This window comes from Butyrivibrio sp. MB2005, from assembly GCF_000424285.1.
Classification (GTDB): Bacteria; Bacillota; Clostridia; order Lachnospirales; family Lachnospiraceae; genus Butyrivibrio.
In genome coordinates this window covers 1-22,064 of sequence record NZ_AUJP01000036.1, presented here as the reverse complement: position 1 = coordinate 22,064, position 22,064 = coordinate 1, and the positions used below count along the sequence as shown (strand labels likewise).

The following is a 22,064-nucleotide window of genomic DNA, read 5'->3' as shown; positions in this document are numbered from 1 at the left end:
CTCCTTAGAATGAACAGATCCATTCAAGCGGAAGGTACTTTCGGAATCATAAAAAATGATCGTTGGTATAAAAGAATAGTCCGAAAAGGAATAGAATCCGTAAAACTTGAGGTTCTTTTGGTTTCAATAGGTCATAACTTATATAAATATCACAATAAAAAGATGCATCTCCAAGAAGCTGCCTGAGTTTAAAAAGTTTGTAGTTCTTGGGGAAAGGGGTATTATACTCTGTTTTTGCCAAAAACAGCATGCCTCACAAAAAAATGATATAAAAAGGGAGCTGGAAAAAATGATTATCTCATTTTTTCACAGCCCCTATTAAAATCTTAAATCAGAAAAGTTCCAATTGCCAGTGCGCTTGCAACAATTACAAAGCTGCACACTAAAGAAAGGACTTTCCTTCGAAATTCCGCGGCATCAGTGTACCGACCATTGTAGACTACTGTGTCAATAATCTTAGGACTCATTTTCTTAATATTATTTTCCATAATATCTCTCCCTAAACCCAAATGTTGATGGTAACCATAAGCGTTTAGTCTATATTATCGCGAAAATGTGTCTAAATTCGTACAAATGCATAAAGGGAATCTAAAAAAGTATAATAAAATACTAAAAAATTTAATTAAAAATGCTAAAATTGTCAGGCTATCAGCGGATGTTCTTGCAATTCTTCTCCGCGATGATGTAAAATACTGAATGTTTGACGCCGTAAGAATGGCAAATAGCATTAAATGTGGGATTAAAGACACAGAATATTTTAAATCCCGCATCAAGGAGGAACATGACAAAGGACGAATTTTTAAAAGCACTTCTGGCAGAGGGTTTTGTATGCGAAAAGAGCAGCCAGTATCCATCAGTGGTTTGCGATGCAAAGGATGTGAAGAAGACCGCCAAAAAGGTAAGAGCAGTAGCAAAAGATAAGGGCTACTCCTCATCATTCGCCATAAGAAGCTATAGAGATGGAATGGAGCTTATCTCCAAGGACGGCGCGGTTTCAAAGGATATGAGAAATGAGACAGTGGAAGAGCAGACAGAAGCAGCGACAGTTTCAATTAACGAGCCTATCCCCATGACTGCTCATGCAGAGAATGCAAGCGCATAAGTTTAATTGCTTAATTCAAAGCGAAGTTTACATTCACAATGGATTTACGGTCCCTCTTTACCGAATAAACCGGTAAGGAGGGATTTTTTAACATAATAAACTGCTGCAGCTATAAGTGTTGCAATCAGTAAAACTGTTCCTGCCACAGGATAAACAAAAATCAAAGCATTTGTGGTTCCGTATATCGAGAGTACACCGGCAAATACGCTGCCTACACTATATGTGAGAATCGATGAATTCCATAGATTGATCAGCAATACAGGCAGTTGAATGTTTTTGATAAGCATGAAGGAATAGGGCACAACTCCCATAATCAGCGGGATTGCAAATGCATATATCATATAATATGAGTAAACGCCGTGGCTGAAATATTCATAGATTGCACCGAAGACAGCAAGGAATACCGTGCCCGCCAAACTGTAAATAAGATGATATTTTGCTGTGTCACGCGATGTAAACAATGTCGCTCACTCCTCTCTCTTTGATACTTCTTCCGGAAGTCGGATTATTCACTATCTGACCATTAAAATACATGGTTGATGATCCGCCGCCATCAAGATTATAAGCGGTAGTTACTCCAAGGTCCTGCATAAATTCTGCAAGCTCATAGAGACTAAGTCCTTCACTTTCTGAGGTTCTGCCGTCAGATACTACGAAAACATAGTGATTAGTATCTATGATGCCAATGGCGGTTCTGGGATTACTTGCCATTGCCATATCAACTTCATCATCTGTATCCACTGATATCGCGCCGTTTTCAATAAGCCCTGGGCCAAAGGAAAATGCCTGCCATACGCCTTTTTCCACAAGATCTTCCGCAGTATATTCACTGTCATTAATTACTTCCATTGTTCCGTTCGCATAGATGCACAGCACCTCAGAACCATCACCTTCACTTCTGTATACTATTCCGTTTCTGATCACATATCCGCTTTCCTGAACACCGTAGAAATCGCCGTTGATGGCTAGAATAGCGCTGTTTTCTTCTGCCATTTCCGAAGTGGTAGCTGTGATGTTTTTGCCATAGGTGTCATTGGCAAAAGCAGTTTTTAGGTATTCAGCGGAGGAAAGGGTTACGTCTGCTACATAAATTTTGGTATTGTACTGATCATATTCCGAAAGATTGATTGTTATGTTGTCGTCGCTGTAAGTGGTATCCCCTGTGTAGCTGTCTGACGCATCGATGGAGGATGAGGTCTCATTGGAGGCTTCTACTTCACTGACGGTATTAGTATTCACGGATTCAGAATTATGATGCTTCCTGTGCTTGCTAGTGCCATCCCCCTGAGATTCCTGCTTTATGGGTGTGTCAGAGGTACTTGATGAGCTAGCTGCAGAGTTATCAGCCGCTGCCTCTAAATCCTCAAATGCCGAGGCACTCATGGCCGATGCATTGGTAGTATAGCTTTTTGTAAGTACAAAAGTGTCCAAAGTGATATATATGGTAAATGCCGTCAGAGCAGCCGAGTATCCAATTATCCATAGGTATTTTTTCATTTTAAAAATCCTCAATTAGCGAATGTGCAAAATTTGAATCACCTAAGCCCGCATTTGTAAATACCGGGGTTGGCGATATCCTATAGACTAATTTTGTCTCATAAACCTAAAATTTACCTAAAAGAGAAACATCTAATATTGAAATTGCAGTTAGGCCCTGCTAACATATACCACAGAAATAAAAACAGCACATAAGAAGGGGAGAATATGCAGCTGGAATTACAGAATATTAAAAAGTCATACGGCGAAGGCGGAAGCCGCGTTGAGGTACTGAAGGACATAAGCCTAAGCGTGGAGAAGGGAGAGTTTGTGGTACTCCTTGGGCCGTCCGGATCCGGAAAATCTACGTTACTAAACATCATCGGGGGAATCGACACTGCCGATTCAGGCAAGATCATCATCAGAGAAAAAAGCATGTCCGACATGGACGAAAAGGCACTAACTGCCTACAGAAGAGAGCATCTGGGCTATATCTTCCAAATGTACAATCTCATTCCAAATCTCACAGTCAGGGAAAATATAGAGGTTGGTGCATATCTTTCAAAGAATCCACTTAATATTGATGAAATCATAGAAACTCTGGGGCTTACTGAGCATCAGAACAAGGAGCCAAGTCAGCTTTCAGGCGGACAACAGCAGCGCTGCGCCATCGGAAGAGCAATCGTAAAAAATCCCGATATTTTGCTTTGCGATGAGCCTACAGGAGCCCTTGATTACAACACCTCCAAGGAAATCCTTTCTCTTATTGAAGAGGTCAATCGCAAGTATGGAAACACAGTTATTATGGTAACTCACAACGATGCCATAAAGAACATGGCTGATTTTGTGGTGAAGCTTCGTGATGGCGTTATCAGGAAAAGCTACAGAAACGAGACGAAGCAGACGGCTGCGGAGCTTGACTGGTAAATACAGGTTACGGACAGTGTTCTTTTCAGTTAGGCACACAGGATAAGTGGTAACCGGCACAGACAAATAGAGGAGTTTTATGAGAAATCCGTTAAACAGAAGGCTTCTACGGGAGCTGACAGGGGATATTGGAAAATACATAGTTATTTTTGTTTTGATGGTGCTGTCCATCGGCTTTGTTTCAGGCTTTTTGGTAGCAGGCGAGAGTATGAGTACTGCTTATGATGAAAGCTTTGAAAAATACAACATAGAGGATGGAAATTTCAGAACAGAGGAGAAGCTGACAAAATCCGAGAGAAAACACATAGAGAAAAAAGGTGTCACAATCTATGACAATTTCTATGTAGAAAAAAGCTTCGACAACAACACAAAGCTCAGGATTTTCGCAAACAGAGAAGAGATCGACAAGGTCTGTGTTATGGAGGGAAGACTTCCTGAAAACATAGGGGAGATCGCCATCGATAGAATGTATGCGGATAACAACGGACTTACGGTGAATGATACTTTGACATTAAAGCCCGGTCCCGGCGATAACCTTACTGCATCAGCCGGAAATAAAGCCATAGATAATACTTTATCTTCCGACGGCAAGACCTATAAAATCGTCGGTCTTGTGGCGCTCTCTGACTACAGCGCACTTTTTTACAGCAATAATGACATGATGTTTGATTCATCAGCTTTTGGTGTAGCGGTAGTTTCAAAGAGTCAGTTTGACGAATATGATGAGGGTGCTATCCATTACAACTACGGCTGGTTATATGATGAAAAGCCTGAAAATGATATAGAGGAGAAGGATCTTTCCGATGATCTCATGGAGAGGATTTCTAAAAAAGTAACTCTGGAAAACTTTATTCCCCGCTATCTGAACCAGTCCATAACCTTTACAGGAGAGGATATCGGAAAAGACAGAGCGATGATGACAGTGCTCTTATATATAATGATTATCATTATCGCTTTTGTATTCGGCATCACAATAAACAATACAATTCACAGGGAATCAAATGTAATAGGAACTCTTAGGGCTTCTGGATATACCATAAATGAGCTTATACGCCATTACATGGCGATGCCTCTTATAGTGACGCTTATTGCAGCACTAATCGGTAATATCATGGGGTATACCTACTTTAAAAATGTTTGCGTGGCGATGTATTACGGAAGCTATTCACTACCTACATATGTTACCCTGTGGAACGCTGATGCATTCCTTAAGACCACAATAATTCCGATAATCATAATGCTTGTGATTACCTATTGTATCCTTAGAAGTAAACTTGCGCTTAGCCCGCTTAAGCTAATAAGGCGTGACCTTTCAGGAAAAAGACAAAAGCGTGCCATCATACTAAATAAGGCAATAAGATTCTTTGACAGATTCCGCATTCGAATACTTATACAGAACAAGAGCAGTTACATAACGCTTTTCGTTGGACTGTTTTTTGCAAATGTACTGCTGTTTTTCGGAATGATGCTGCCACCGCTTCTTACACACTTTCAGGGAGTGGTTACGGATAGCATGCTTGCGGAGCATATATATCTTTTGCAGATTCCCGTAGGAGCTATAGATGATGACAATCAGATAAATGTGGCGTTTTCATACGTTTTCCTGCAAAACAAAATACTTACCAATAATCCGGATGCAGAGAAATTCTCAGCATACAGCCTGAAAACTACGGGCGCAGACGGAAGCAGAGTAGATGAGGTGACAATCTACGGAGTTCGTGATGACAGCCGCTATATACACGCAGATTTCGATGAAAAAACAGTGCTGATATCCTCTGCATATGCAGATAAATACGGATACAAAGCAGGGGATGTAATAACTCTGAAAGAGCCCTATGAGGATAAATACTATGGCTTTAAGGTTACAGGAATTTATCCTTATGACGGCGGAATCACTGTGTTCATGAGCAAAAAACATCTGAATAGCACTGTTGGTATGGATGAAGATTTTTTCTCGGGGTATTTTTCAAGTAGCGAAATTACTGACATCGACAGCAAATACATTGGAACAGTAGTTGATAAGGAGTCGCTCACACGAGTGTCCAGACAGCTTATGATATCTATGGGCAATATCATGTACATGGTGGATGGATTCTCGGTAATCCTTTTTATAGTCCTGATCTACCTGCTTTCTAAGCTGATAATCGAGAGAAATGCCCAGTCCATCTCCATGGCGAAAATTCTCGGATATTCCCAGAAAGAGATCGCAGCTCTGTACATAATTCCTACAGCAATCGTGGTTGTGGCATCGCTCCTTATATCATATCCCATAATCACCTACGTGATGGTGTGGATATTCAGAGTTATGTTAAAGCAGATGATGAGCGGCTGGATGATTATCTGGCTTGACCCTAAGGTATACGCGGAAATGTTCCTTATGGCCATCGCAACCTACGCCGTTGTTGCTGCTCTCGAGTACCGGAAGATCCGCCACATACCAATGAATGAAGCTCTGAAAAACGTCGAATAATCAGGATTTAAACCCTTTGGCAGAAGTTGCCGTGCCAAAGGGTTTTTTCATGCCAAAATTCAAAACATTGCAAAAATTGTTATTCTTGTTGAATATTTTGGTTTATGTCCCAAAAGCTATGTAAAAAGCCGGGGTAAAGACTTAGTATAAGATGCGTAAACATAAATAAAGTAAATAAATATATATAGGAGCATACTTCGATGAAACAGTTTTTAGATAAAGATTTTGTGTTGCAGACTGAGACTGCAAAGCATCTTTTTCATGATTATGCTAAAGACCTGCCCATAATTGATTATCACTGTCACATTTCTCCTCAGGAGATCTATGAGGACAGACGGTTTGAGACACTGGCAGATGTATGGCTTGGCGGATATCAGCCTGACGGCTCAATAGCAGGAGACCACTATAAGTGGAGACTCATGAGATCGAACGGAATGCCGGAGGAACTGGTGACAGGAAGAGGTGACGACTTTGCACGCTTCAAGGGCTTTGCAGAGGTACTTACCAAGGCAATCGGTAATCCCATGTATCACTGGTGCAACTTAGAGCTTCAGAAATACTTCGGAATTACAGAGCCTCTTACACCGCAGAATGCAGAGGAGATCTGGAATAAGTGTAACGACAAGCTTAAAAACGATCCCGGGATGTCAGTCCGTGGCCTGATTAAGCAGAGCAACGTGGCATACGTTGGAACTACCGACGATCCCATAGACACACTTATCTGGCATGAAAAGATTGCAGAGGATAAGACCATAGACTTCCTTGTAAGACCTTCATTCAGGCCCGACAAAGCAGTAAATATTCACAAGGAAGGCTTTGCAGAATACATTGAAAAGCTTGCAAAATCAGTTAATAAGGCATCTCTTGATTCCACTCAGGACGTAATTGATGCACTTATTGAGAGAGTTGAGTTTTTTGCAGAGCATGGCTGCGTGGCATCGGATCACGGCCTTGATTATGTACCTTTCAGAAAGCTTTCTATGGAAGAGTGCGATAAGGCATTCAAGAAGGCTATGAAGGGCGAGGCAGTTACTGTGGAAGAGGCAGAAGGCTATCAGACAGCACTTCTTGTAGCCCTTGGAAAAGCCTATCACAGACTTGGAATAGCTATGGAGATTCATTATTCCTGCCTAAGAAACATCAATGAGAGACAGTTTAAGAATCTTGGACCTGATACAGGATATGACGCTATTGCCAATAATTCCTGCGGTGGAAACCTTGCAGCATTTTTATCTGAGCTTGATAAAACAGAAGAATTGCCAAAGACAATCGTATTTTCATTGAATCCTGCTGATAATGAGCAGATAGGAACAATAATCGGCGCCTTTCAGTCAGCAGAGATTCCCGGCAAGATTCAGCACGGACCTGCATGGTGGTTCAATGATTCCAAGTCAGGAATGGAAGAGCAGATGAAGTCCCTGGCTAACCTTGGTCTTCTCGGTAATTTCATAGGAATGCTCACAGATTCAAGATCCTTCCTGTCCTATACAAGACATGATTATTTCAGAAGAATCATGTGCAATCTCATAGGTAACTGGGTTGAGAATGGCGAGTATCCTAATGATGAAGAGGCCCTTAAATCCATAGTTCAGGGCATTTCCTATTACAACGCTAAGAGATATTTTGGAATATAGAAGGAATAAAAACGGAGGCACAAAATGGATTTTAATTTGAGAAAAGATGCAGCTTTTGATGCAGTATCACTTGGAGAAATTATGCTGAGACTGGATCCCGGCGAAGGAAGGATCAGAACAGCAAGACATTTTAACGCATGGGAAGGCGGCGGAGAATACAACGTAGTAAGAGGTCTTCGCAGATGCTTTGGCCTTAAGACCACAGTTCTTACAGCTTTTGCAGACAATGAAGTGGGTAAGCTTATGGAGGATCTGATTCTTCAGGGCGGCGTTGATACTTCTTTTATTAAATGGATGAAAACAGACGGAATCGGCAGAGAGTGCCGTAACGGTCTGAACTTTACAGAGAGAGGTTTTGGTATCCGCGGAGCTAAGGGCTGCTCAGACAGAGCAAACACGGCTATTTCCAAGGCAAAGCCCGAGGATTTCGACCTTGAGAGACTTTTTGGCGAGCTTGGTGTTAAGTGGCTTCACACAGGCGGCATCTATGCAGCACTTTCAGAGCAGTCCAGTGAGACCGTAATAGAAGTTATAAAAACAGCAAGAAAATACGGCACAGTAATCTCTTATGATCTTAACTATCGTCCTTCCATGTGGAGCGCAATCGGCGGCATCGAGAAGGCAAGAGAAGTAAATAAAGAGATCGCTAAATACGTTGACGTAATGATCGGTAACGAGGAAGACTTCACAGCATGCCTCGGCTTTGAAATAGAGGGTAATGATGAGAATCTTGCTAAGCTCGACATCGAAGGCTACAAGAAGATGATCAGAGAGGTTGTTAAGACTTATCCCAACTTCAAGGCAGTTGCTACAACTCTAAGAGAGGTTAAGACAGCTACCGTTAATGACTGGAGTGCACTTTGCTTCGCAGACGGCGAGATTTACAAGGCAAAGGATTATAAGGGCCTTGAGATCATGGACCGTGTAGGCGGCGGAGATTCCTTTGCATCAGGTCTTATCTACGGCCTTATGACAACAGGAGATGCACAGCTTGCAGTTGATTACGGTGCAGCTCACGGCGCACTTGCAATGACAACACCCGGTGATACTACCATGGCTGATAAGAGCGAGGTAGAGGCTATCATGGGCGGAAAAGGCGCACGAGTACAGCGCTGATTACATAATTACAAGTTAAGTTAGAATGGAGAGAAACAAAATGAGTGACATACTTGAACAACTTGCCGGATATGGCGTGGTACCTGTTGTAGTAATCGACAGAGTAGAAGATGCAGAGCCTCTTGCACAGGCACTGGTAAATGGCGGATTAAAGTGTGCTGAGGTTACATTCCGTACAGCAGCTGCCGCTGATGCTATTAAAATTATGACTGATAAGTACCCTGAGATGCTGGTTGGCGCAGGCACAGTTCTTACAACTGAGCAGGTTGAGCAGGCTATTGCAGCAGGTGCAAAATTCATCGTAAGCCCCGGCTTTGACGCTGAGGTAGTAGATTACTGCCTGGAAAAAGGCTATACAGTTGTACCCGGCGTAGCAACTCCTTCAGAGGCTGCACAGGGTATCAAGAGAGGCCTTAAGGTTCTTAAATTCTTCCCTGCAGAGCAGGCAGGTGGCCTTCCTATGATCAAGGCCATGGCAGCACCCTATACAGGTATCAAATTCATGCCTACAGGCGGCGTAAATGAGAAGAACATGAGAGATTACCTCTCATACGACAGAATCGCATGCTGCGGTGGTAGCTGGATGGTAAAGGGCGACCTTATCAAAGCCGGAAGCTTCGACAAGATCGAAGAAATGACAAGAGAAGCTGTGAATGTTGTAAAAGAGATCAGAGGAGATCGCTAAGCTTCTTATTATAGAAAAAATCATGTTCCATCTTGTAGAATTCTTCCCACATGGGGAGAGTTCTGCAGATGGATTTTCTTTCGCATACGTAGTCTTCGTCAGCAAGACATGCTACAGGTGCAATGGAGCCTTCCATTAGTTCTATTATTTCGCCTACAGAGTATTCGTCTGCAGATCTTGTAAGCTTATATCCGCCATGCTTTCCGCTGGCACCTTCAAGAATTTTTCCTTTAACGAGTTCTTTTGCAATAATCTCCAGGTATTTTTTGGAGATGTCCTGCCTTTCAGCGATATCTTTTAACGGAATATACTGGTCAGAATCCTGCTGCGCCAGATCTATCATAACTCTTAGGGCATATCTTCCCTTTGTAGAAAACATGTAGTACCTCCTATACTGTGAATGCTTTTGCCTATTATAACGCAAGGTAAATGGGTTAATCAATACAAATTTATGTGACATTTTTGTGATAAATGATAAAGTATTGTTTATATGAGATAAAAAATAGATTTATGAGAAGGGGAAAATTATGAAAAACAGAATTGTAACATTGGTAATTGCAGGTATTATGGCAACATCACTTTGTGCCTGCGGCAAAACGACAGAGACTGGAAAAGATGCTCAGACAGAGAACGCTGTTCAGGAAGAGCCCGCCCAGGAGGAAGCAGCTGATACCACAGAAGCTGAGGCAGAGGAGAGTTCCGAAGAAGCTTCCGTTGAAGAATCAACAGGGGAGACAGCAGAATCCGAAGAAACAGCTGAGGAAATCTTTTATGCTCCCGACATCGACATTACAGGTTGCGATACCTTCACGCAGATAATCGATGAAAAGCTTACAGATGGTATGGGCTATGCAAATGAAACCTTGGACCAGACAGATGTTTTCCTGGTTTGCAGCAGTGCCTATGATAACCTTGACGGCAATATGGCCGCCATCGATTCAGCGATTTTCATCTATAAGGATGGAGTTCCTTTCGAAGTAGGAAAGGTTGAGTCCGGCGGCACAGCCAATCCTCTTGCAATCAAGGATGGTAAGCTCTATGTAGGTACTCATCATAATATGACAAAGTACACAATTACGGACGATAAGCTCGTTGTAATGGAGCAGGCAGATGTTACCTATGATACAGACGGTAACGGCACCTATACCTATACATCTGATGATGGCGGCGACTACAGCAACATGGACAGCGCAGAAGCAGAGAAAATCTTCAACCAGCTTTATGAAGAGTATTTTGATGCAACAGTTGTAAACTTCAGCGTAGTTGGTGGCGGCGAAGCAGCTTCAGCAACAACGGAAGGTGCGCTTCCCGCATACGAGTATCCGGGTCCTGAGGTTTTCTATTATGAAGTATATAAGGCTGTAATGAATGAGTTTGGTGCGGGTTATGATCCTGCAGATGTTGGAATACCTTCAATCAACATCGCAGCTGAGGATGATTCAGATCCTGAGGATATGCGTATTTATGGCGATTTCTGCTACTATAACTACAAACTTAATGGTCAGACCCTGGAGACTCAGTCAGGCGGATCATATCCAGGCTGCATACATGTGAAGAACACAGATGAAGGCTATGAAGTAACTAATATCGAGGTTGTTGCTGACGGATCAGATTTCGATGAAAGCGCAAAGAAGATCATGGGCGATCATTATGATGAATTTATGAAGCTTTATTCAGATGACGAAGCAAAGGAACAGACTCGCTTGCAGATCATAGCCAACTATGTTGCGGCAAATGGATTAAATATCACAGCAGTTCAGGATTTTGGTTGGGATCCTGTGACACTTCCTGAAGAAAACATTGATACCTTTTACAGCAATCTGTAATAAAATAATAGATAAAATCTGGCGGGAGCTCCCACAAACATATGTGGGGGCTCCTATTTTGTACTTAAATCATATAAATAACACAATATGTAGAAGACGTTAAATTTTTTGATATTTTTATGGCTTAAGCTGTTGACATGCAGGTCTATGTAGAGTAGACTCTGATTAATAAGTCGATAGCAAATAGACCAAAGAGGGGGGTTGTCATGGCTGTTGAATTAGGAGAAGTTCAGTTGCAGTTTGCCAAGCTTATATGGGAAAAGGAGCCGGTTGGTTCCGGAGAACTGGTAAAGTTATGTTCAGAGGAATTTGGATGGAAAAAATCCACTACATACACAGTTCTTAAGAAGCTCTGCGAAAAGGGCCTCTTTAAAAACGAGGATGGAATAGTTTCATCCTTAATTTCCCAGGACGAATTTTATACAAGGAGAAGTGAAGAATTTGTAGAGGAGACTTTTGGCGGATCATTGCCCGCATTTCTGGCGGCATTTACATCCCATCAAAAGTTGTCGCAAAAGGAGTTGCAAGAGATCCAGAGGATTATTGACAACGCGAAAGACTAACAACAGAAAACAATAATAGGCATAAATACGGCTATCATCATACAAGTGCATAAGTAGTAAAAAACGTGAACAAAAACATACTTAGTCAGACGGAGGAATTGAAATGGAAACGATTTTTATGAAAGTAATTGAAATGAGTGTGGTAGCCGCATGCCTTATTGCTGTTGTTATAATTTTGCGCTTTCCGCTGAAAAAGGGGCCGAAGTGGTTTATGGGAGCACCCTGGTCTGTTGTAGCTCTTAGATTGATTCTGCCTTTTCAGATAGAATCAAGGATTGGAATTCTTCCCAATTTTCATGGCATTATAACTGTTTTTATATACGAAAGGTTTCAGTGGATATGGCTTGCCGGAGTGGCTATTGTCCTTATATACATGGGACACAGCTATTACTCCATCAAAAAACAGACAGAAGCTTCCGTTCAGGTGACAGAACTGGGAGATAACGTATATAAATGTGATGAAATAGATACGCCTTTTATACTTGGTATTTTTAATCCGAAAATATATCTGCCATCAGGGCTTGAAAATGAGACTATTACTAATGTGCTTGCACACGAAAGGGCACATATTCGCAGGGGCGATCACATAAAGAAACAGATCGGGTTCCTGCTGCTCGCAATTCATTGGTTCAATCCACTTGTATGGATTTCATATGCACTATTTTGTAAAGACTTAGAACTCTCCTGTGATGAAAAAGTAATCAGCCGTATGTCACTGGATGAGAAAAAGTCCTATGCTACATCACTTCTCCGGTGTAGCACAAACCAAAGATATGTTTTTGCATATCAGCTCGCCTTTGGCGGCATTGGTGTGGGAACGAGAGTAAACCAGATCTTCAACTACAAAAAGGCCTCCGGTTGGCTCATTATGTTGCTGACGATTATTACATTGGCGCTCTCTACCTGTTTTTTCACAAGCTCCGCTCAAAAGGGTCTTGATCTGGCAGTGGCGGAGGATGAAGAAAACGCCGAGCCTGTGGTAGAATTTCAGGACACTGATGAAGTGCCCGAAGAGGAAATGGTCGTTGAGACCAGTAAAGTAATCGTAAAGTTTCCTCATGCTGCAAGTCAGGAAGTTGTAGTAGAAGAACCGGATTTGGACACGACTGTTTATGCCGAATGGAGAGATGGTAATGTCATGATCATGCGTGGCCAGGAATTAGTGGCATCTCTGAGCAAACAGCAGATCAAACAGCTTTATATGGCCAAAGGATATACCGAGGCAGAATTGTCGGGTATGGAAAATGTGCTGGTCAAGGTTGAAGAGATAACAGATGATGGTTCCGGCGATCTCGCCCTGGATGAGAGCGAAGATAAGTCAGAGCTGGTCATAAAGTTCCAACTGCCCGGTAAAGAAGGGCAGACTGACTCTGTGAGATATGTCATACTACGACTGTTCATGAACGGTGAAGACAGCCGGAAAGACAAGCCGGAATTTGCCCCGGATTGAGGGATTTTATAACGCATGGATTTTCATGCAGATTTACAATATATATTGTACGAGGATAATCGCTATCGCTGCCAAAGCTACGGCTCCGGTGGCGATTATTTTTGATCTTAAAGTGTCTACGTCTATATATTTGCCATTACATTTAACAGCATCGATAATCTTATATTCTTTACTGAACTCATTCGTATTTTCCATAATTTCCCCTCCCCTGGTATACGTGATAAGAGTTAACGTACACACAATTTTGCATTTCAGAAAATGATAATATCAAAATATGTACAAAATAAGTCGGGGTTATAAAAGATTTATAAAAAATTATAAATAGTCTATGTGATAGTGACGGGACCGCGTAATATGTATTATTATAAGATGGAGTGAGTTTTTAATTCATAATTATGGAGGGGAAAATGCATAAAGTACAGTCAGAACACGTAAAGATTGCGAATCTGGAATCAGCACTGGAAGGCGCTTATGGGGCAGTGGATTCCTACATTGCAGAGGCAGGTATCAAAGACAAGAACGCTCTTCGCCTGCGTCTTCTCTCAGAAGAGGTATTAAGGCTTGCTAAATCCATCATAGGATACGGCATTATGGAATTCTGGTTAGAAGGAGATGCCAGAGTTTCAAGGATTTACCTCAAGGCTGAGAATCATCTTGACAGAGACAAGCAAAAGGAGCTGCTCTCTGTATCTTCAACTGGTGAGAATATTAGTGAAAGAGGCTTCTTTGGCAAGCTTTTATCTAATTTTATGATCGAATCACCCAAGAATTCAACCTGGTCATTAAAAGAATATGAGGATGATCTCAGGAAAAAGAAGGAAACCGACACGTTTTCTCAGGAAGCCTGGGATGATCTTGAGAGATCCATCGTAGCTAATCTTGCTGATGATATTGAAGTCGGTATCGACAAGAATACGATTCAGATGGTTGTTACCAAGGACTTTTCCGAGGTCCTTAAAACTATAGGATCAAAGCCTGCTGAAATTGTCAGCGGAATTACTATTATCGAGAGCAGCAAGCTCGATGAAGAAAGAGTATATAACAGAGGTGATGAGCTTATCAGCGAGCTTGAGATTTCACCTAAGGATGCAACCAGACTTAAACTCATTTATGAGGAGACAGTCGGCATGCTTAAAGCAATGACAACCGACTATAAAGCTGAAATCTGGTTCGAGAGATATAAAAAGGAGTGCTGCCTTAAGCTTACAGCCAAGACCGACATGAGTGCACCTGCAAAAAAGGAGCTTATCGATATTTCTTCTGATAAGAAGAACAGCTCTGTTAAGGGCGTTATGGGCAAAATCGGTGATGTCATTGAAAACGGTGTATTACACTATTCTGAGGTTATGAAGCTTAATCAGGAATATGGTGGAACGCCTGTAAACTATGGAACAATGGGTATCTATGGTGCAATGGATGGAATGGATCCCGCAGTTATGTGGTCATTGTCCGATTACAGAGATGCTCTTCCCGAAGTGGATGCCGAGAAAGAGGCGATCAGACAGGCTACAGATGAGCTTGAGAAATCTATCGTCGGAAGCCTGGCAGAAGACGTTCTTGTGGGAGTAAAGGGCAACAGAGTAGATATGACCATCGTTTATGAGCTTAGAGGTTGATTTAGACGCATACAGGAAAATAGACATAAAAACAGACATAATTTCATTCCGGGAGGAGAGAAAATGAAGATCAACAAGACAGAAAATGGAAGCGAGTTACTTATAGCAGTGGTTGGAAGACTGGATACTACCACATCACCGCAGCTTGATGAAGAGCTTAAGTCACTGAATGGTATAGAAAAACTTGTTTTTGATTTTAAAGAGCTTGAATATATCTCATCAGCCGGTTTAAGAGTTCTGCTTTCCGCACAGAAGGTTATGAATAAGCAGGGTAGCATGGTTATCAAAAATGTTAACGAGACCATAAATGAGATTTTTGAAGTAACAGGATTTGTAGATATTCTTACAATTGAGTAAGATCAGGTAGCGGGCAGAAATGTCCAATATTTATGAAAATGGAATATATTATATGAAACGAGCTCCCAAGGTGACAAAACGCCAAGGGAGCTTTATTATTCAATAGGAAATTCCTTCAGATTTCCTATTGAATAATAAGCGCTCCGCTAAGGATGCGACTGGTGCGCAGATGAATTTTGCAAGCTAAAGCTTGCGCGCACCAGCGCGCAAAGAGTCGCGAGCGACTCTTTGTTCTTTAGGATTTACAAGCCGCGGTATCTGCGGGAGAGATAAAGCGCCAGCAGGAAAAGGCCTATGGTCTCAGTGGCGTGATAGATAAGTGATGTCCAAACGATGCCCACAGAGCGCCCCATAAGGCTCACCGTCTGCATCTGAAAAACTCCGAAGGCCAGCATAAACAAAACCAGAATAACCAAAGATGCAATCCTTAAATAAGGATCACTTAAGAAAATGCCGGTCATAACAACACCCAGCAAAATCGCACACAGCATTTCTATATATTTAAAGCCGTGAGTCATGTTGTAGAGCATAACAAAGGTACCATCCGTAAGACCATCGCTGCCGGATAGGGCAGTCATCAGAATACTTATGAAACGTCTGTACATGATGGAGGTAAACACATAGATTAATTCAGAGCCCACGAAAATAACAGTCCAGAGCTGAAGAAGCCTGCTCACTGAGGAACCGGACAGGGATGCGATTTTGTCACCTATGAATTCTTTTTGAAGAAGCCCCATTTCTTTTCTGTCTTCTGCAGGAATCAGGCTGATGTAGTAGTTAAGCTTTTTCCAGGCAAAAAAGAACACAAGGGTAGCCAGAACAATCTGGGCAGCGGAAATGAAAAGCTGTGATCTCCAAAGGACGGTATCCAGCATATCAGGGCTTAGAGAGTTCTGTTTTTGCAGGATAAAACGAAGTCCTGCTTCACAGAAAGCTGCTAAGACTTTTATAATTGCTACCATCATTATGGAGTTGGATAAAATATGTTTCTTGGCATTTGTGTACATATTCTCACCAGATGTTGTATTATAAGAAATAGTATTCTTTTTTTATCTTATCATATTTTGACTAAATAATCGTTAAGATAAGAGAGAATAGAGAGTTTTTTGGGGCGGGGAGATACTATCTTTAATGAGTAATAATCAGGCTAAATCAGGCAAAAGAAGAACTATATCAGAGAAAACCAAGTTTTCCATTTTGAAAACATCTGTAATCGTCGGAATCATATCGCTACTTGTTTCGCTGTCTTTTTATGCCGTGTCGCTGACAAAACAGTATATCAGGGTTGCGGACGGAACAGCTAAACAGACCAGAATGTCCATTATACATACCACGGATGTGGTAGGCTATTCTAAGCAGGTTATGGATATCTATCATAGTCTTACTGAAGATCAGAAGATGCTGGTGGGTACCCAGGCCTACAGAGATTTTTTTGCGGATGTAGATATGGGTAAGGGAAGTACCTATTATTCTTTGACGGATATGCTTGGCGATATTGGCAGATATCATGACATATATGATGTTTATATGGCTATGTACGATAGCGAAAGCAGTAGGATTATTTACCTGGTTGATGCAGATGAAGTCCCGGAGGATCGCCTTTTACCGGGAGATTGGGAGCCGGTAAACCATAAGGGAATGATGAGATTCCTTGGAACTGATGGCGATGAGGTACTTACTGATTTTGAGTTTACCGAAAAATATGGTTTATTATGCTCTGTTGCGGTGCCTATTGAGGATACAGAGGGCAATATATGCTCATTTGTATTGGTTGATATTTCAATAAAAGAAATTATTACCGGAATGGCTGAGTTTTCAATAAGGCTCATTCTGGTGGTGGTAGCGGTTACTGTTATGCTGGCGTGGATTCAGACCGCACGTATCAAGGTAAAACTGGTTGAACCTATCAAACAGATTGAGAAGGCATCCAGAAACTACGTAAAAAGCAGGCATGAAGGCAATACAAATAGGGAGCTTTTTTCAGCACTGGATATCCATACAGGTGATGAAATTGAGGATCTTAGTAAGACCATGATCCAGATGGAGAAGGAGCTTGACGAATACGAGGAGAACCTTACCAAGATCACGGCTGAAAAAGAGCGAATAGGTACGGAGCTTGCCTTGGCCACCAAGATTCAGGCCTCTATGCTGCCTAACACCTTTCCGCCTTTCCCGGACAGGCATGAGATGGATATTTTTGCCATAATGGATCCTGCAAGAGAGGTTGGCGGCGATTTCTATGATTATTTCTTTATTGATGATGATCATCTGTGTATACTGATAGCTGATGTTGCGGGCAAGGGCATTCCTGCGGCTCTTTTCATGATGATATCCAAGATTATCATGCAGAGCTGTGCAATGCTTGGAAGATCGGCTGGAGAAATCTTGGAAAAAACCAACGAGGCCCTGTGCTCCAATAATAAGCTTGGAATGTTTGTGACCTCCTGGCTTGGAATCCTTGAGGTTTCTACAGGCAAAATGACCTGCGCAAATGCCGGCCATGAGTATCCGGCAATCATGCGTGCAGGCGGTAAATTCGAGCTTTTCAAGGATAAGCACGGTTTTGTCATAGGCGGAATGGATGACTCAAAGTACCAGGAATATGAGCTTGTGATTTCACCGGGAGATAAGATTTTCCTCTATACGGACGGAGTTCCGGAAGCTACAAACGCAGAAAATGAGATGTACGGAACAAAGCGTATGGTTGAAGCACTCAATATAGAGCCTGAAGTAACACCCTTTAAGATCCTTCAGAATGTTCGAGCCGACGTAGACAAGTTCGTGGGCGGAGCAGAGCAGTTTGATGATCTGACCATGCTATGCGTGGAATATCGTGGAAAATAGCATAAAAATATATTTTTGTAGGAGATAAGATGAATTTAAAGTCATTACCGATCGGACAGTCGGCAGTTATAAAAAGCGTGGGAGGAAGCGGCGCACTGAGGCAGCACTTCCTGGATATGGGTGTGATTCCCGGTGCAGAGGTCACAGTTATTAAGTTTGCACCTATGGGAGATCCCATGGAGCTTCAGATTCACGGTTATGAGCTCACCCTGCGTCTTGCTGATGCTGAAAAGATTGAGATAGAGACTATTTCAGAGAGAACCAATAAACACGAGAGAATAACCAAAATTGAGAATTCCGAGCACCCGGGACTTGGTGAAGATGGCAGATACCATGCACCCGGTGAAGGAGAAAAGCTTCCCGAGGGAACTGTTTTGACTTTTGCCCTAGTGGGTAATCAGAACTGCGGAAAAACCACACTTTTTAATCAGCTGACAGGATCAAACCAGCATGTGGGTAATTTTCCCGGTGTTACAGTGGACAGAAAGGATGGACCGATAAAAGACCACCCTAATACTATGGTGACTGATCTTCCCGGAATTTATTCCATGTCTCCCTACAGCAGCGAGGAGATTGTATCAAGGAATTTTGTACTATCAGAGCATCCAAAGGCGATTATCAATATCGTTGATGCCATGAACATAGAGAGAAACCTGTATCTGACCATGCAGCTTCTGGAGATGAATATTCCCATGGTTGTTGCGCTTAACATGATGGATGAGGTTAAGGGTAATAACGGTTCCATCGATATTAACAAGATGGAAGAGCTTCTTGGAGTGCCGGTTGTACCCATTTCCGCAGCCAAAAACGAAGGTGTTGCCGAGCTTATAAGGCACGCCGTTCATATCGCAGAGTATCAGGAAAGACCTGTTAAGCAGGATTTTTGCCAGAAAACAGACCACGGCGGAGCAATTCACCGTGCCATTCATACTGTTGAAAATATAATCGAAGACCACGCCGAGAGAGCGGGACTTCCCATCAGATTTGCCACAACCAAGGCAATAGAAGGGGATTCTCTTATTTATAAACAGCTTGCTCTTGATGAAAATGAGCTTGAGATGATAGAGCACACCATCGTTCAGATGGAAAAAGAAGGTGGAATGGACAGAAGCGCAGCTATTGCGGATATGCGCTACGATTTTATCGAGCGTGTCTGCGAGCAGACTGTTGTTAAGCCCGGTGAGAGTAAGGAAAGAATCCGTTCCGAGAAAATAGATATGATTTGTACCGGAAAATGGACGGCTATTCCCTGCTTTGTCATTATCATGACTCTGGTATTCTATCTGACCTTCAATGTAGTAGGTCCATTTTTGCAGGATTTAATCGCTATGGGCGTTGAAGCATTGCAGGATAAGGTTGATGCCTGGATGACCTTGGCAGGCGTAAATGAGGCCATAAAGTCACTTGTAACAAAGGGTATTTTTGAAGGTGTGGGAAGCGTGCTGAGCTTCCTTCCTATAGTAGTTACGCTGTTCTTTTTCCTGTCGCTTATGGAAGATAGCGGATATATCGCAAGAGTTGCGTTTTTCATGGATAAGCTCTTAAGACGTATCGGCCTGTCCGGCAGAAGTATCGTACCTTTGCTGATCGGCTTTGGATGTACAGTGCCGGCTGTTATGGCCACAAGGACACTTCCTTCAAGGCGAGATAGAAGGATGACCATACTGCTGACACCTTTTATGAGCTGTACCGCAAAGCTGCCAATTTATGCCTTCTTTGTAAGTGCATTTTTCCCGGGAAGGGGAGGCTTTATCATCACCGGTCTCTATTTCCTAGGAATATTGGTGGGTATTCTTGTTGCGCTCATATATAAAAATACGCTGTTTAAGGGCGAAGCGGTTCCCTTTGTTATGGAGCTGCCCAACTATCGTATGCCGGGAGCAAGGAATGTACTTCAGCTCCTGTGGGAAAAGGCCAAGGACTTTATAACCAGAGCCTTCAGTATCATTTTCCTTGCAACAATTGCAGTGTGGTTCCTGCAGAGCTTTGATCTGCACCTTAACTACATAACTGATTCATCAAGCAGTATTATGGCAAAAATAGCAGGTGTTCTCGTTCCAATCTTTGTGCCCCTTGGGCTAGGAGACTGGAGAGTAGTAACCTCTCTTATCAGCGGCTTTATCGCCAAGGAGAGCGTTATAACCACCATGGGCGTCCTCTTCGAGGACGGCGTGGAAGCTGCCCTCAGCACCACCGCTGCCGCTACTTTGTTGGTATTCTCCCTTCTCTACACACCCTGCGTTGCAGCCATTGCATCCATCCGCAGAGAACTGGGCTCCAAGTACTCCATCAGCGTCGTAGTATGGCAGTGCATCATAGCCTGGATCGCCGCCTTCATCGTGAAGCTGGTTGCATGATGTAAATTCGGAAACTCCCATGCCGGTATGAATATAAGAAGCCTGGGCCCCAGCGGATTATTCCGAAAAGCTCCGGCTGTGGTACAAATGGTCAGACAGGCTTTTTCATTCCGTGACTCAAAGCATTCCCAAATCCTGCGCCGGATATAAACATGTGTGATTTTTGCAAAACTCGTACATTTCCGAAAGATAGCAAAAAGCCCCATGTAGTCATTTCAAGTCTCTATAGCTGAATAATCTCGCGAAGATAACGAGACTTGAAATGACTGCAAGGGGCTGTGCTATCTTTCGGAAATGTCCTCAAACATGTTGCAAAATCACACATATATCCGGCGCAGGATTTGGGAATTTCGTCAGAGGAATGAAAAAGCCTATCCGACCATTCTATCCACAGTCGGAGCTTTTCGTGCTACACATCCGCTGGGGCCCAGGCTTCTACATCATACCGGCATGGGAGTTTCTAATTTAAATATGATATAGTAGCCTCTTGGAGTAGGTATTTCGGTATGCGCTTGGTGTTAATCCTGTAACGCGCTTGAAGGTACGGGAGAAGTTGTGCATGTCGGAAAAGCCCACTTCTGAGGCTATTTCTGTAATGGTTCTGTCACTGTCAGTCAGGTAAAAGCTGGCAGTTTCTATTTTTGTAGATGTTATAAATTGTTTGAGGGAGATGCCTCTTACCTCACTGAAAAGGTGCGAAAGGTACTTTGGGCTGTAGCCAAAGGCGTCTGCAATATCTGTGGTCTTTAAGTTCTTGGAGATATTTCGTCTAATATAGTCTGTGATATCTGAATAGATTTGTTTGTTGCCGATGGAGTCAGTATCCGTGGGAAGTTCTATGGATAGCTGTCCGTAAAGTTCTGTAATAAGGGCGGTTATCTCGGCATTTAGTGAGATATCGGGGTAATTGTTCCTCTCCATATCCTGAAGCTGTTTCATTTTCACTATCATCCTTTGGGGACTGGGAACAGCAGCGGTCTGAGGAATCATGAAGCAGCCTGCTCTTTCATAGGTGATCTGCTCACCTGGGCGGATTCTTGCTGGAATATGCCCCAAATCAACAGTGAAATGCAACCAATAAAAGGAACAATAGGCTTTTTTTAGTCCCTTACGCACAGAATCACTGGGAGGAAGAATCAGATATTCTCCGGTCATAACCGTGAAATCTTCATCCATATATCTAAGGTACAGAGTTCCTTCTGTGACCACTATCAGCTCATAATCAAATTCAAGAGGAAGTACCTCATGTTTCCAGTTTTCAGAAAGAGCCTGAAATTTTCCTGATCTTAGATAACGAAAAAGTTGTTCCTTGGGGAAAACCATCAGTTTATTTTCCGGTTTAAATGATTTTTTATTGGACATATTGACACCTTATATAGAAAAATGACACAAATATAGCAAAAATAACACCAAATAATACAATAAGTATCATTATAAGCGGTATATGAGCCAATTTTCAATACAATCCAAAATGACACATTTTCTATCCTTGTACCATTCTAATCGAATTCCCAAAATGATAATCTAAAACAAAATAAAATATCCCATTTTACATTTGTGTTGTTGTAAAAACGAATACTTGGAGACAGGTATATAAGATAGAAATATACATAGAAATTATATATCTTTTTGTAAGCGACT

At 42.3% G+C, this 22,064-nt stretch carries 20 protein-coding genes; 14 read left to right on the top strand and 6 right to left on the bottom strand.

Annotated elements, in window-relative coordinates; translation table 11 throughout:
* Together G610_RS22755 and G610_RS0114585 are read left to right on the top strand one after the other, a co-directional pair.
* The coding region (locus tag G610_RS22755; RefSeq protein ID WP_026525373.1) for a transposase at positions 1 to 186 on the top strand (186 nt) is incomplete at its 5' end.
* A 595-nt stretch (positions 187 to 781) separates the two neighbouring features.
* On the top strand, positions 782 to 1,102 hold the full coding sequence (locus G610_RS0114585; RefSeq protein WP_026525372.1) for a hypothetical protein: 321 nt from the start codon (positions 782 to 784) through the stop codon (positions 1,100 to 1,102).
* Between the two features lie 44 nt (positions 1,103 to 1,146).
* On the opposite strand, the gene G610_RS22365 is transcribed toward G610_RS0114585, so the two are convergent.
* Both G610_RS22365 and G610_RS0114575 read right to left on the bottom strand, forming a co-directional pair.
* Positions 1,147 to 1,563 (bottom strand): hypothetical protein, encoded by a 417-nt coding sequence (locus tag G610_RS22365; RefSeq protein ID WP_051198031.1) that lies wholly within the window; start codon positions 1,561 to 1,563, stop codon positions 1,147 to 1,149.
* Positions 1,547 to 2,599 carry a phosphodiester glycosidase family protein gene (locus G610_RS0114575; RefSeq protein WP_026525371.1) on the bottom strand — a complete coding sequence of 351 codons (1,053 nt, stop codon included), beginning with the start codon at positions 2,597 to 2,599 and terminating at the stop codon, positions 1,547 to 1,549. The genes G610_RS22365 and G610_RS0114575 overlap by 17 nt, the downstream gene beginning before the upstream one ends.
* 207 nt (positions 2,600 to 2,806) lie before the next feature.
* Between G610_RS0114575 and G610_RS0114570 the strand changes: the two genes are divergently transcribed.
* The 5 genes from G610_RS0114570 (at position 2,807) to G610_RS0114550 (ending at position 9,410) form a co-directional block, all read left to right on the top strand.
* Positions 2,807 to 3,505, top strand: a complete 699-nt coding sequence (locus G610_RS0114570) for an ABC transporter ATP-binding protein (RefSeq protein WP_026525370.1) — start codon at positions 2,807 to 2,809, stop codon at positions 3,503 to 3,505.
* A 79-nt stretch (positions 3,506 to 3,584) separates the two neighbouring features.
* Positions 3,585 to 5,975, top strand: coding sequence for an ABC transporter permease (locus G610_RS0114565; RefSeq protein WP_026525369.1), 2,391 nt, complete (start codon positions 3,585 to 3,587; stop codon positions 5,973 to 5,975).
* A 200-nt stretch (positions 5,976 to 6,175) separates the two neighbouring features.
* Entirely contained in the window at positions 6,176 to 7,609 is a 1,434-nt protein-coding gene (gene uxaC / locus G610_RS0114560; protein ID WP_026525368.1) for a glucuronate isomerase, read from the top strand.
* A gap of 24 nt (positions 7,610 to 7,633) precedes the next feature.
* Complete coding sequence (locus G610_RS0114555; RefSeq protein WP_026495788.1) at positions 7,634 to 8,725, top strand: sugar kinase; 1,092 nt, start codon at positions 7,634 to 7,636, stop codon at positions 8,723 to 8,725.
* Positions 8,726 to 8,765: 40 nt separating this feature from the next.
* The gene (locus G610_RS0114550; RefSeq protein WP_026525367.1) at positions 8,766 to 9,410 is read left to right on the top strand and encodes a bifunctional 4-hydroxy-2-oxoglutarate aldolase/2-dehydro-3-deoxy-phosphogluconate aldolase; all 645 of its coding nucleotides are present in this window, start codon (positions 8,766 to 8,768) and stop codon (positions 9,408 to 9,410) included.
* Here G610_RS0114550 and G610_RS0114545 read toward each other — a convergent pair.
* Complete coding sequence (locus tag G610_RS0114545) at positions 9,394 to 9,789, bottom strand: RrF2 family transcriptional regulator (protein WP_026525366.1); 396 nt, start codon at positions 9,787 to 9,789, stop codon at positions 9,394 to 9,396. The two genes, G610_RS0114550 and G610_RS0114545, sit on opposite strands and share 17 nt — an antisense overlap.
* Positions 9,790 to 9,937: 148 nt before the next feature.
* Between G610_RS0114545 and G610_RS0114540 the strand changes: the two genes are divergently transcribed.
* From G610_RS0114540 to G610_RS0114530, 3 genes are all read left to right on the top strand, one after another.
* On the top strand, positions 9,938 to 11,236 hold the full coding sequence (locus tag G610_RS0114540; RefSeq protein WP_026525365.1) for a hypothetical protein: 1,299 nt from the start codon (positions 9,938 to 9,940) through the stop codon (positions 11,234 to 11,236).
* 206 nt (positions 11,237 to 11,442) lie between these two features.
* Complete coding sequence (locus tag G610_RS0114535) at positions 11,443 to 11,799, top strand: BlaI/MecI/CopY family transcriptional regulator (protein ID WP_026525364.1); 357 nt, start codon at positions 11,443 to 11,445, stop codon at positions 11,797 to 11,799.
* A 103-nt stretch (positions 11,800 to 11,902) separates the two neighbouring features.
* Entirely contained in the window at positions 11,903 to 13,249 is a 1,347-nt protein-coding gene (locus G610_RS0114530; RefSeq protein WP_026525363.1) for a M56 family metallopeptidase, read from the top strand.
* Between the two features lie 33 nt (positions 13,250 to 13,282).
* On the opposite strand, the gene G610_RS23160 is transcribed toward G610_RS0114530, so the two are convergent.
* Positions 13,283 to 13,444 (bottom strand): hypothetical protein, encoded by a 162-nt coding sequence (locus G610_RS23160; RefSeq protein ID WP_155831043.1) that lies wholly within the window; start codon positions 13,442 to 13,444, stop codon positions 13,283 to 13,285.
* A gap of 212 nt (positions 13,445 to 13,656) precedes the next feature.
* On the opposite strand from G610_RS23160, the gene G610_RS0114520 reads away from it, so the two are divergent.
* Together G610_RS0114520 and G610_RS0114515 are read left to right on the top strand one after the other, a co-directional pair.
* Entirely contained in the window at positions 13,657 to 14,865 is a 1,209-nt protein-coding gene (locus G610_RS0114520; RefSeq protein ID WP_026525362.1) for a hypothetical protein, read from the top strand.
* A gap of 63 nt (positions 14,866 to 14,928) precedes the next feature.
* On the top strand, positions 14,929 to 15,222 hold the full coding sequence (locus G610_RS0114515; RefSeq protein ID WP_026525361.1) for an STAS domain-containing protein: 294 nt from the start codon (positions 14,929 to 14,931) through the stop codon (positions 15,220 to 15,222).
* Positions 15,223 to 15,464: 242 nt separating this feature from the next.
* Here G610_RS0114515 and G610_RS0114510 read toward each other — a convergent pair whose 3' ends face one another.
* Positions 15,465 to 16,229: a hypothetical protein gene (locus G610_RS0114510; RefSeq protein WP_026525360.1), complete on the bottom strand. Its 765-nt coding sequence runs from the start codon at positions 16,227 to 16,229 to the stop codon at positions 15,465 to 15,467.
* A 124-nt stretch (positions 16,230 to 16,353) separates the two neighbouring features.
* Between G610_RS0114510 and G610_RS21105 the strand changes: the two genes are divergently transcribed.
* Positions 16,354 to 18,066: a PP2C family protein-serine/threonine phosphatase gene (locus G610_RS21105; protein ID WP_051198030.1), complete on the top strand. Its 1,713-nt coding sequence runs from the start codon at positions 16,354 to 16,356 to the stop codon at positions 18,064 to 18,066.
* A 29-nt stretch (positions 18,067 to 18,095) separates the two neighbouring features.
* A complete protein-coding gene (gene feoB, locus G610_RS0114500; RefSeq protein ID WP_026525359.1) occupies positions 18,096 to 20,423 on the top strand; it encodes a ferrous iron transport protein B in 2,328 nt (775 codons plus the stop codon).
* Positions 20,424 to 20,888: 465 nt separating this feature from the next.
* Here the strand turns inward: feoB and G610_RS0114495 are convergent, their stop codons facing one another.
* Entirely contained in the window at positions 20,889 to 21,785 is an 897-nt protein-coding gene (locus G610_RS0114495) for a helix-turn-helix domain-containing protein (protein ID WP_051198029.1), read from the bottom strand.
* Positions 21,786 to 22,064: the final 279 nt, after the last annotated feature.

What these genes read in the sequence shown, in the direction of transcription:
- G610_RS0114585 (WP_026525372.1), top strand. Translation starts at nt 782, where the DNA reads ATGACAAAGGACGAATTTTTAAAAGCACTTCTGGCAGAGGGTTTTGTA.
- G610_RS0114575 (WP_026525371.1), bottom strand. Translation starts at nt 2,599, where the DNA reads ATGAAAAAATACCTATGGATAATTGGATACTCGGCTGCTCTGACGGCA.
- G610_RS0114570 (WP_026525370.1), top strand. Translation starts at nt 2,807, where the DNA reads ATGCAGCTGGAATTACAGAATATTAAAAAGTCATACGGCGAAGGCGGA.
- G610_RS0114565 (WP_026525369.1), top strand. Translation starts at nt 3,585, where the DNA reads ATGAGAAATCCGTTAAACAGAAGGCTTCTACGGGAGCTGACAGGGGAT.
- uxaC (WP_026525368.1), top strand. Translation starts at nt 6,176, where the DNA reads ATGAAACAGTTTTTAGATAAAGATTTTGTGTTGCAGACTGAGACTGCA.
- G610_RS0114555 (WP_026495788.1), top strand. Translation starts at nt 7,634, where the DNA reads ATGGATTTTAATTTGAGAAAAGATGCAGCTTTTGATGCAGTATCACTT.
- G610_RS0114550 (WP_026525367.1), top strand. Translation starts at nt 8,766, where the DNA reads ATGAGTGACATACTTGAACAACTTGCCGGATATGGCGTGGTACCTGTT.
- G610_RS0114545 (WP_026525366.1), bottom strand. Translation starts at nt 9,789, where the DNA reads ATGTTTTCTACAAAGGGAAGATATGCCCTAAGAGTTATGATAGATCTG.
- G610_RS0114540 (WP_026525365.1), top strand. Translation starts at nt 9,938, where the DNA reads ATGAAAAACAGAATTGTAACATTGGTAATTGCAGGTATTATGGCAACA.
- G610_RS0114535 (WP_026525364.1), top strand. Translation starts at nt 11,443, where the DNA reads ATGGCTGTTGAATTAGGAGAAGTTCAGTTGCAGTTTGCCAAGCTTATA.
- G610_RS0114530 (WP_026525363.1), top strand. Translation starts at nt 11,903, where the DNA reads ATGGAAACGATTTTTATGAAAGTAATTGAAATGAGTGTGGTAGCCGCA.
- G610_RS23160 (WP_155831043.1), bottom strand. Translation starts at nt 13,444, where the DNA reads ATGGAAAATACGAATGAGTTCAGTAAAGAATATAAGATTATCGATGCT.
- G610_RS0114520 (WP_026525362.1), top strand. Translation starts at nt 13,657, where the DNA reads ATGCATAAAGTACAGTCAGAACACGTAAAGATTGCGAATCTGGAATCA.
- G610_RS0114515 (WP_026525361.1), top strand. Translation starts at nt 14,929, where the DNA reads ATGAAGATCAACAAGACAGAAAATGGAAGCGAGTTACTTATAGCAGTG.
- G610_RS0114510 (WP_026525360.1), bottom strand. Translation starts at nt 16,229, where the DNA reads ATGTACACAAATGCCAAGAAACATATTTTATCCAACTCCATAATGATG.
- G610_RS21105 (WP_051198030.1), top strand. Translation starts at nt 16,354, where the DNA reads ATGAGTAATAATCAGGCTAAATCAGGCAAAAGAAGAACTATATCAGAG.
- feoB (WP_026525359.1), top strand. Translation starts at nt 18,096, where the DNA reads ATGAATTTAAAGTCATTACCGATCGGACAGTCGGCAGTTATAAAAAGC.
- G610_RS0114495 (WP_051198029.1), bottom strand. Translation starts at nt 21,785, where the DNA reads ATGTCCAATAAAAAATCATTTAAACCGGAAAATAAACTGATGGTTTTC.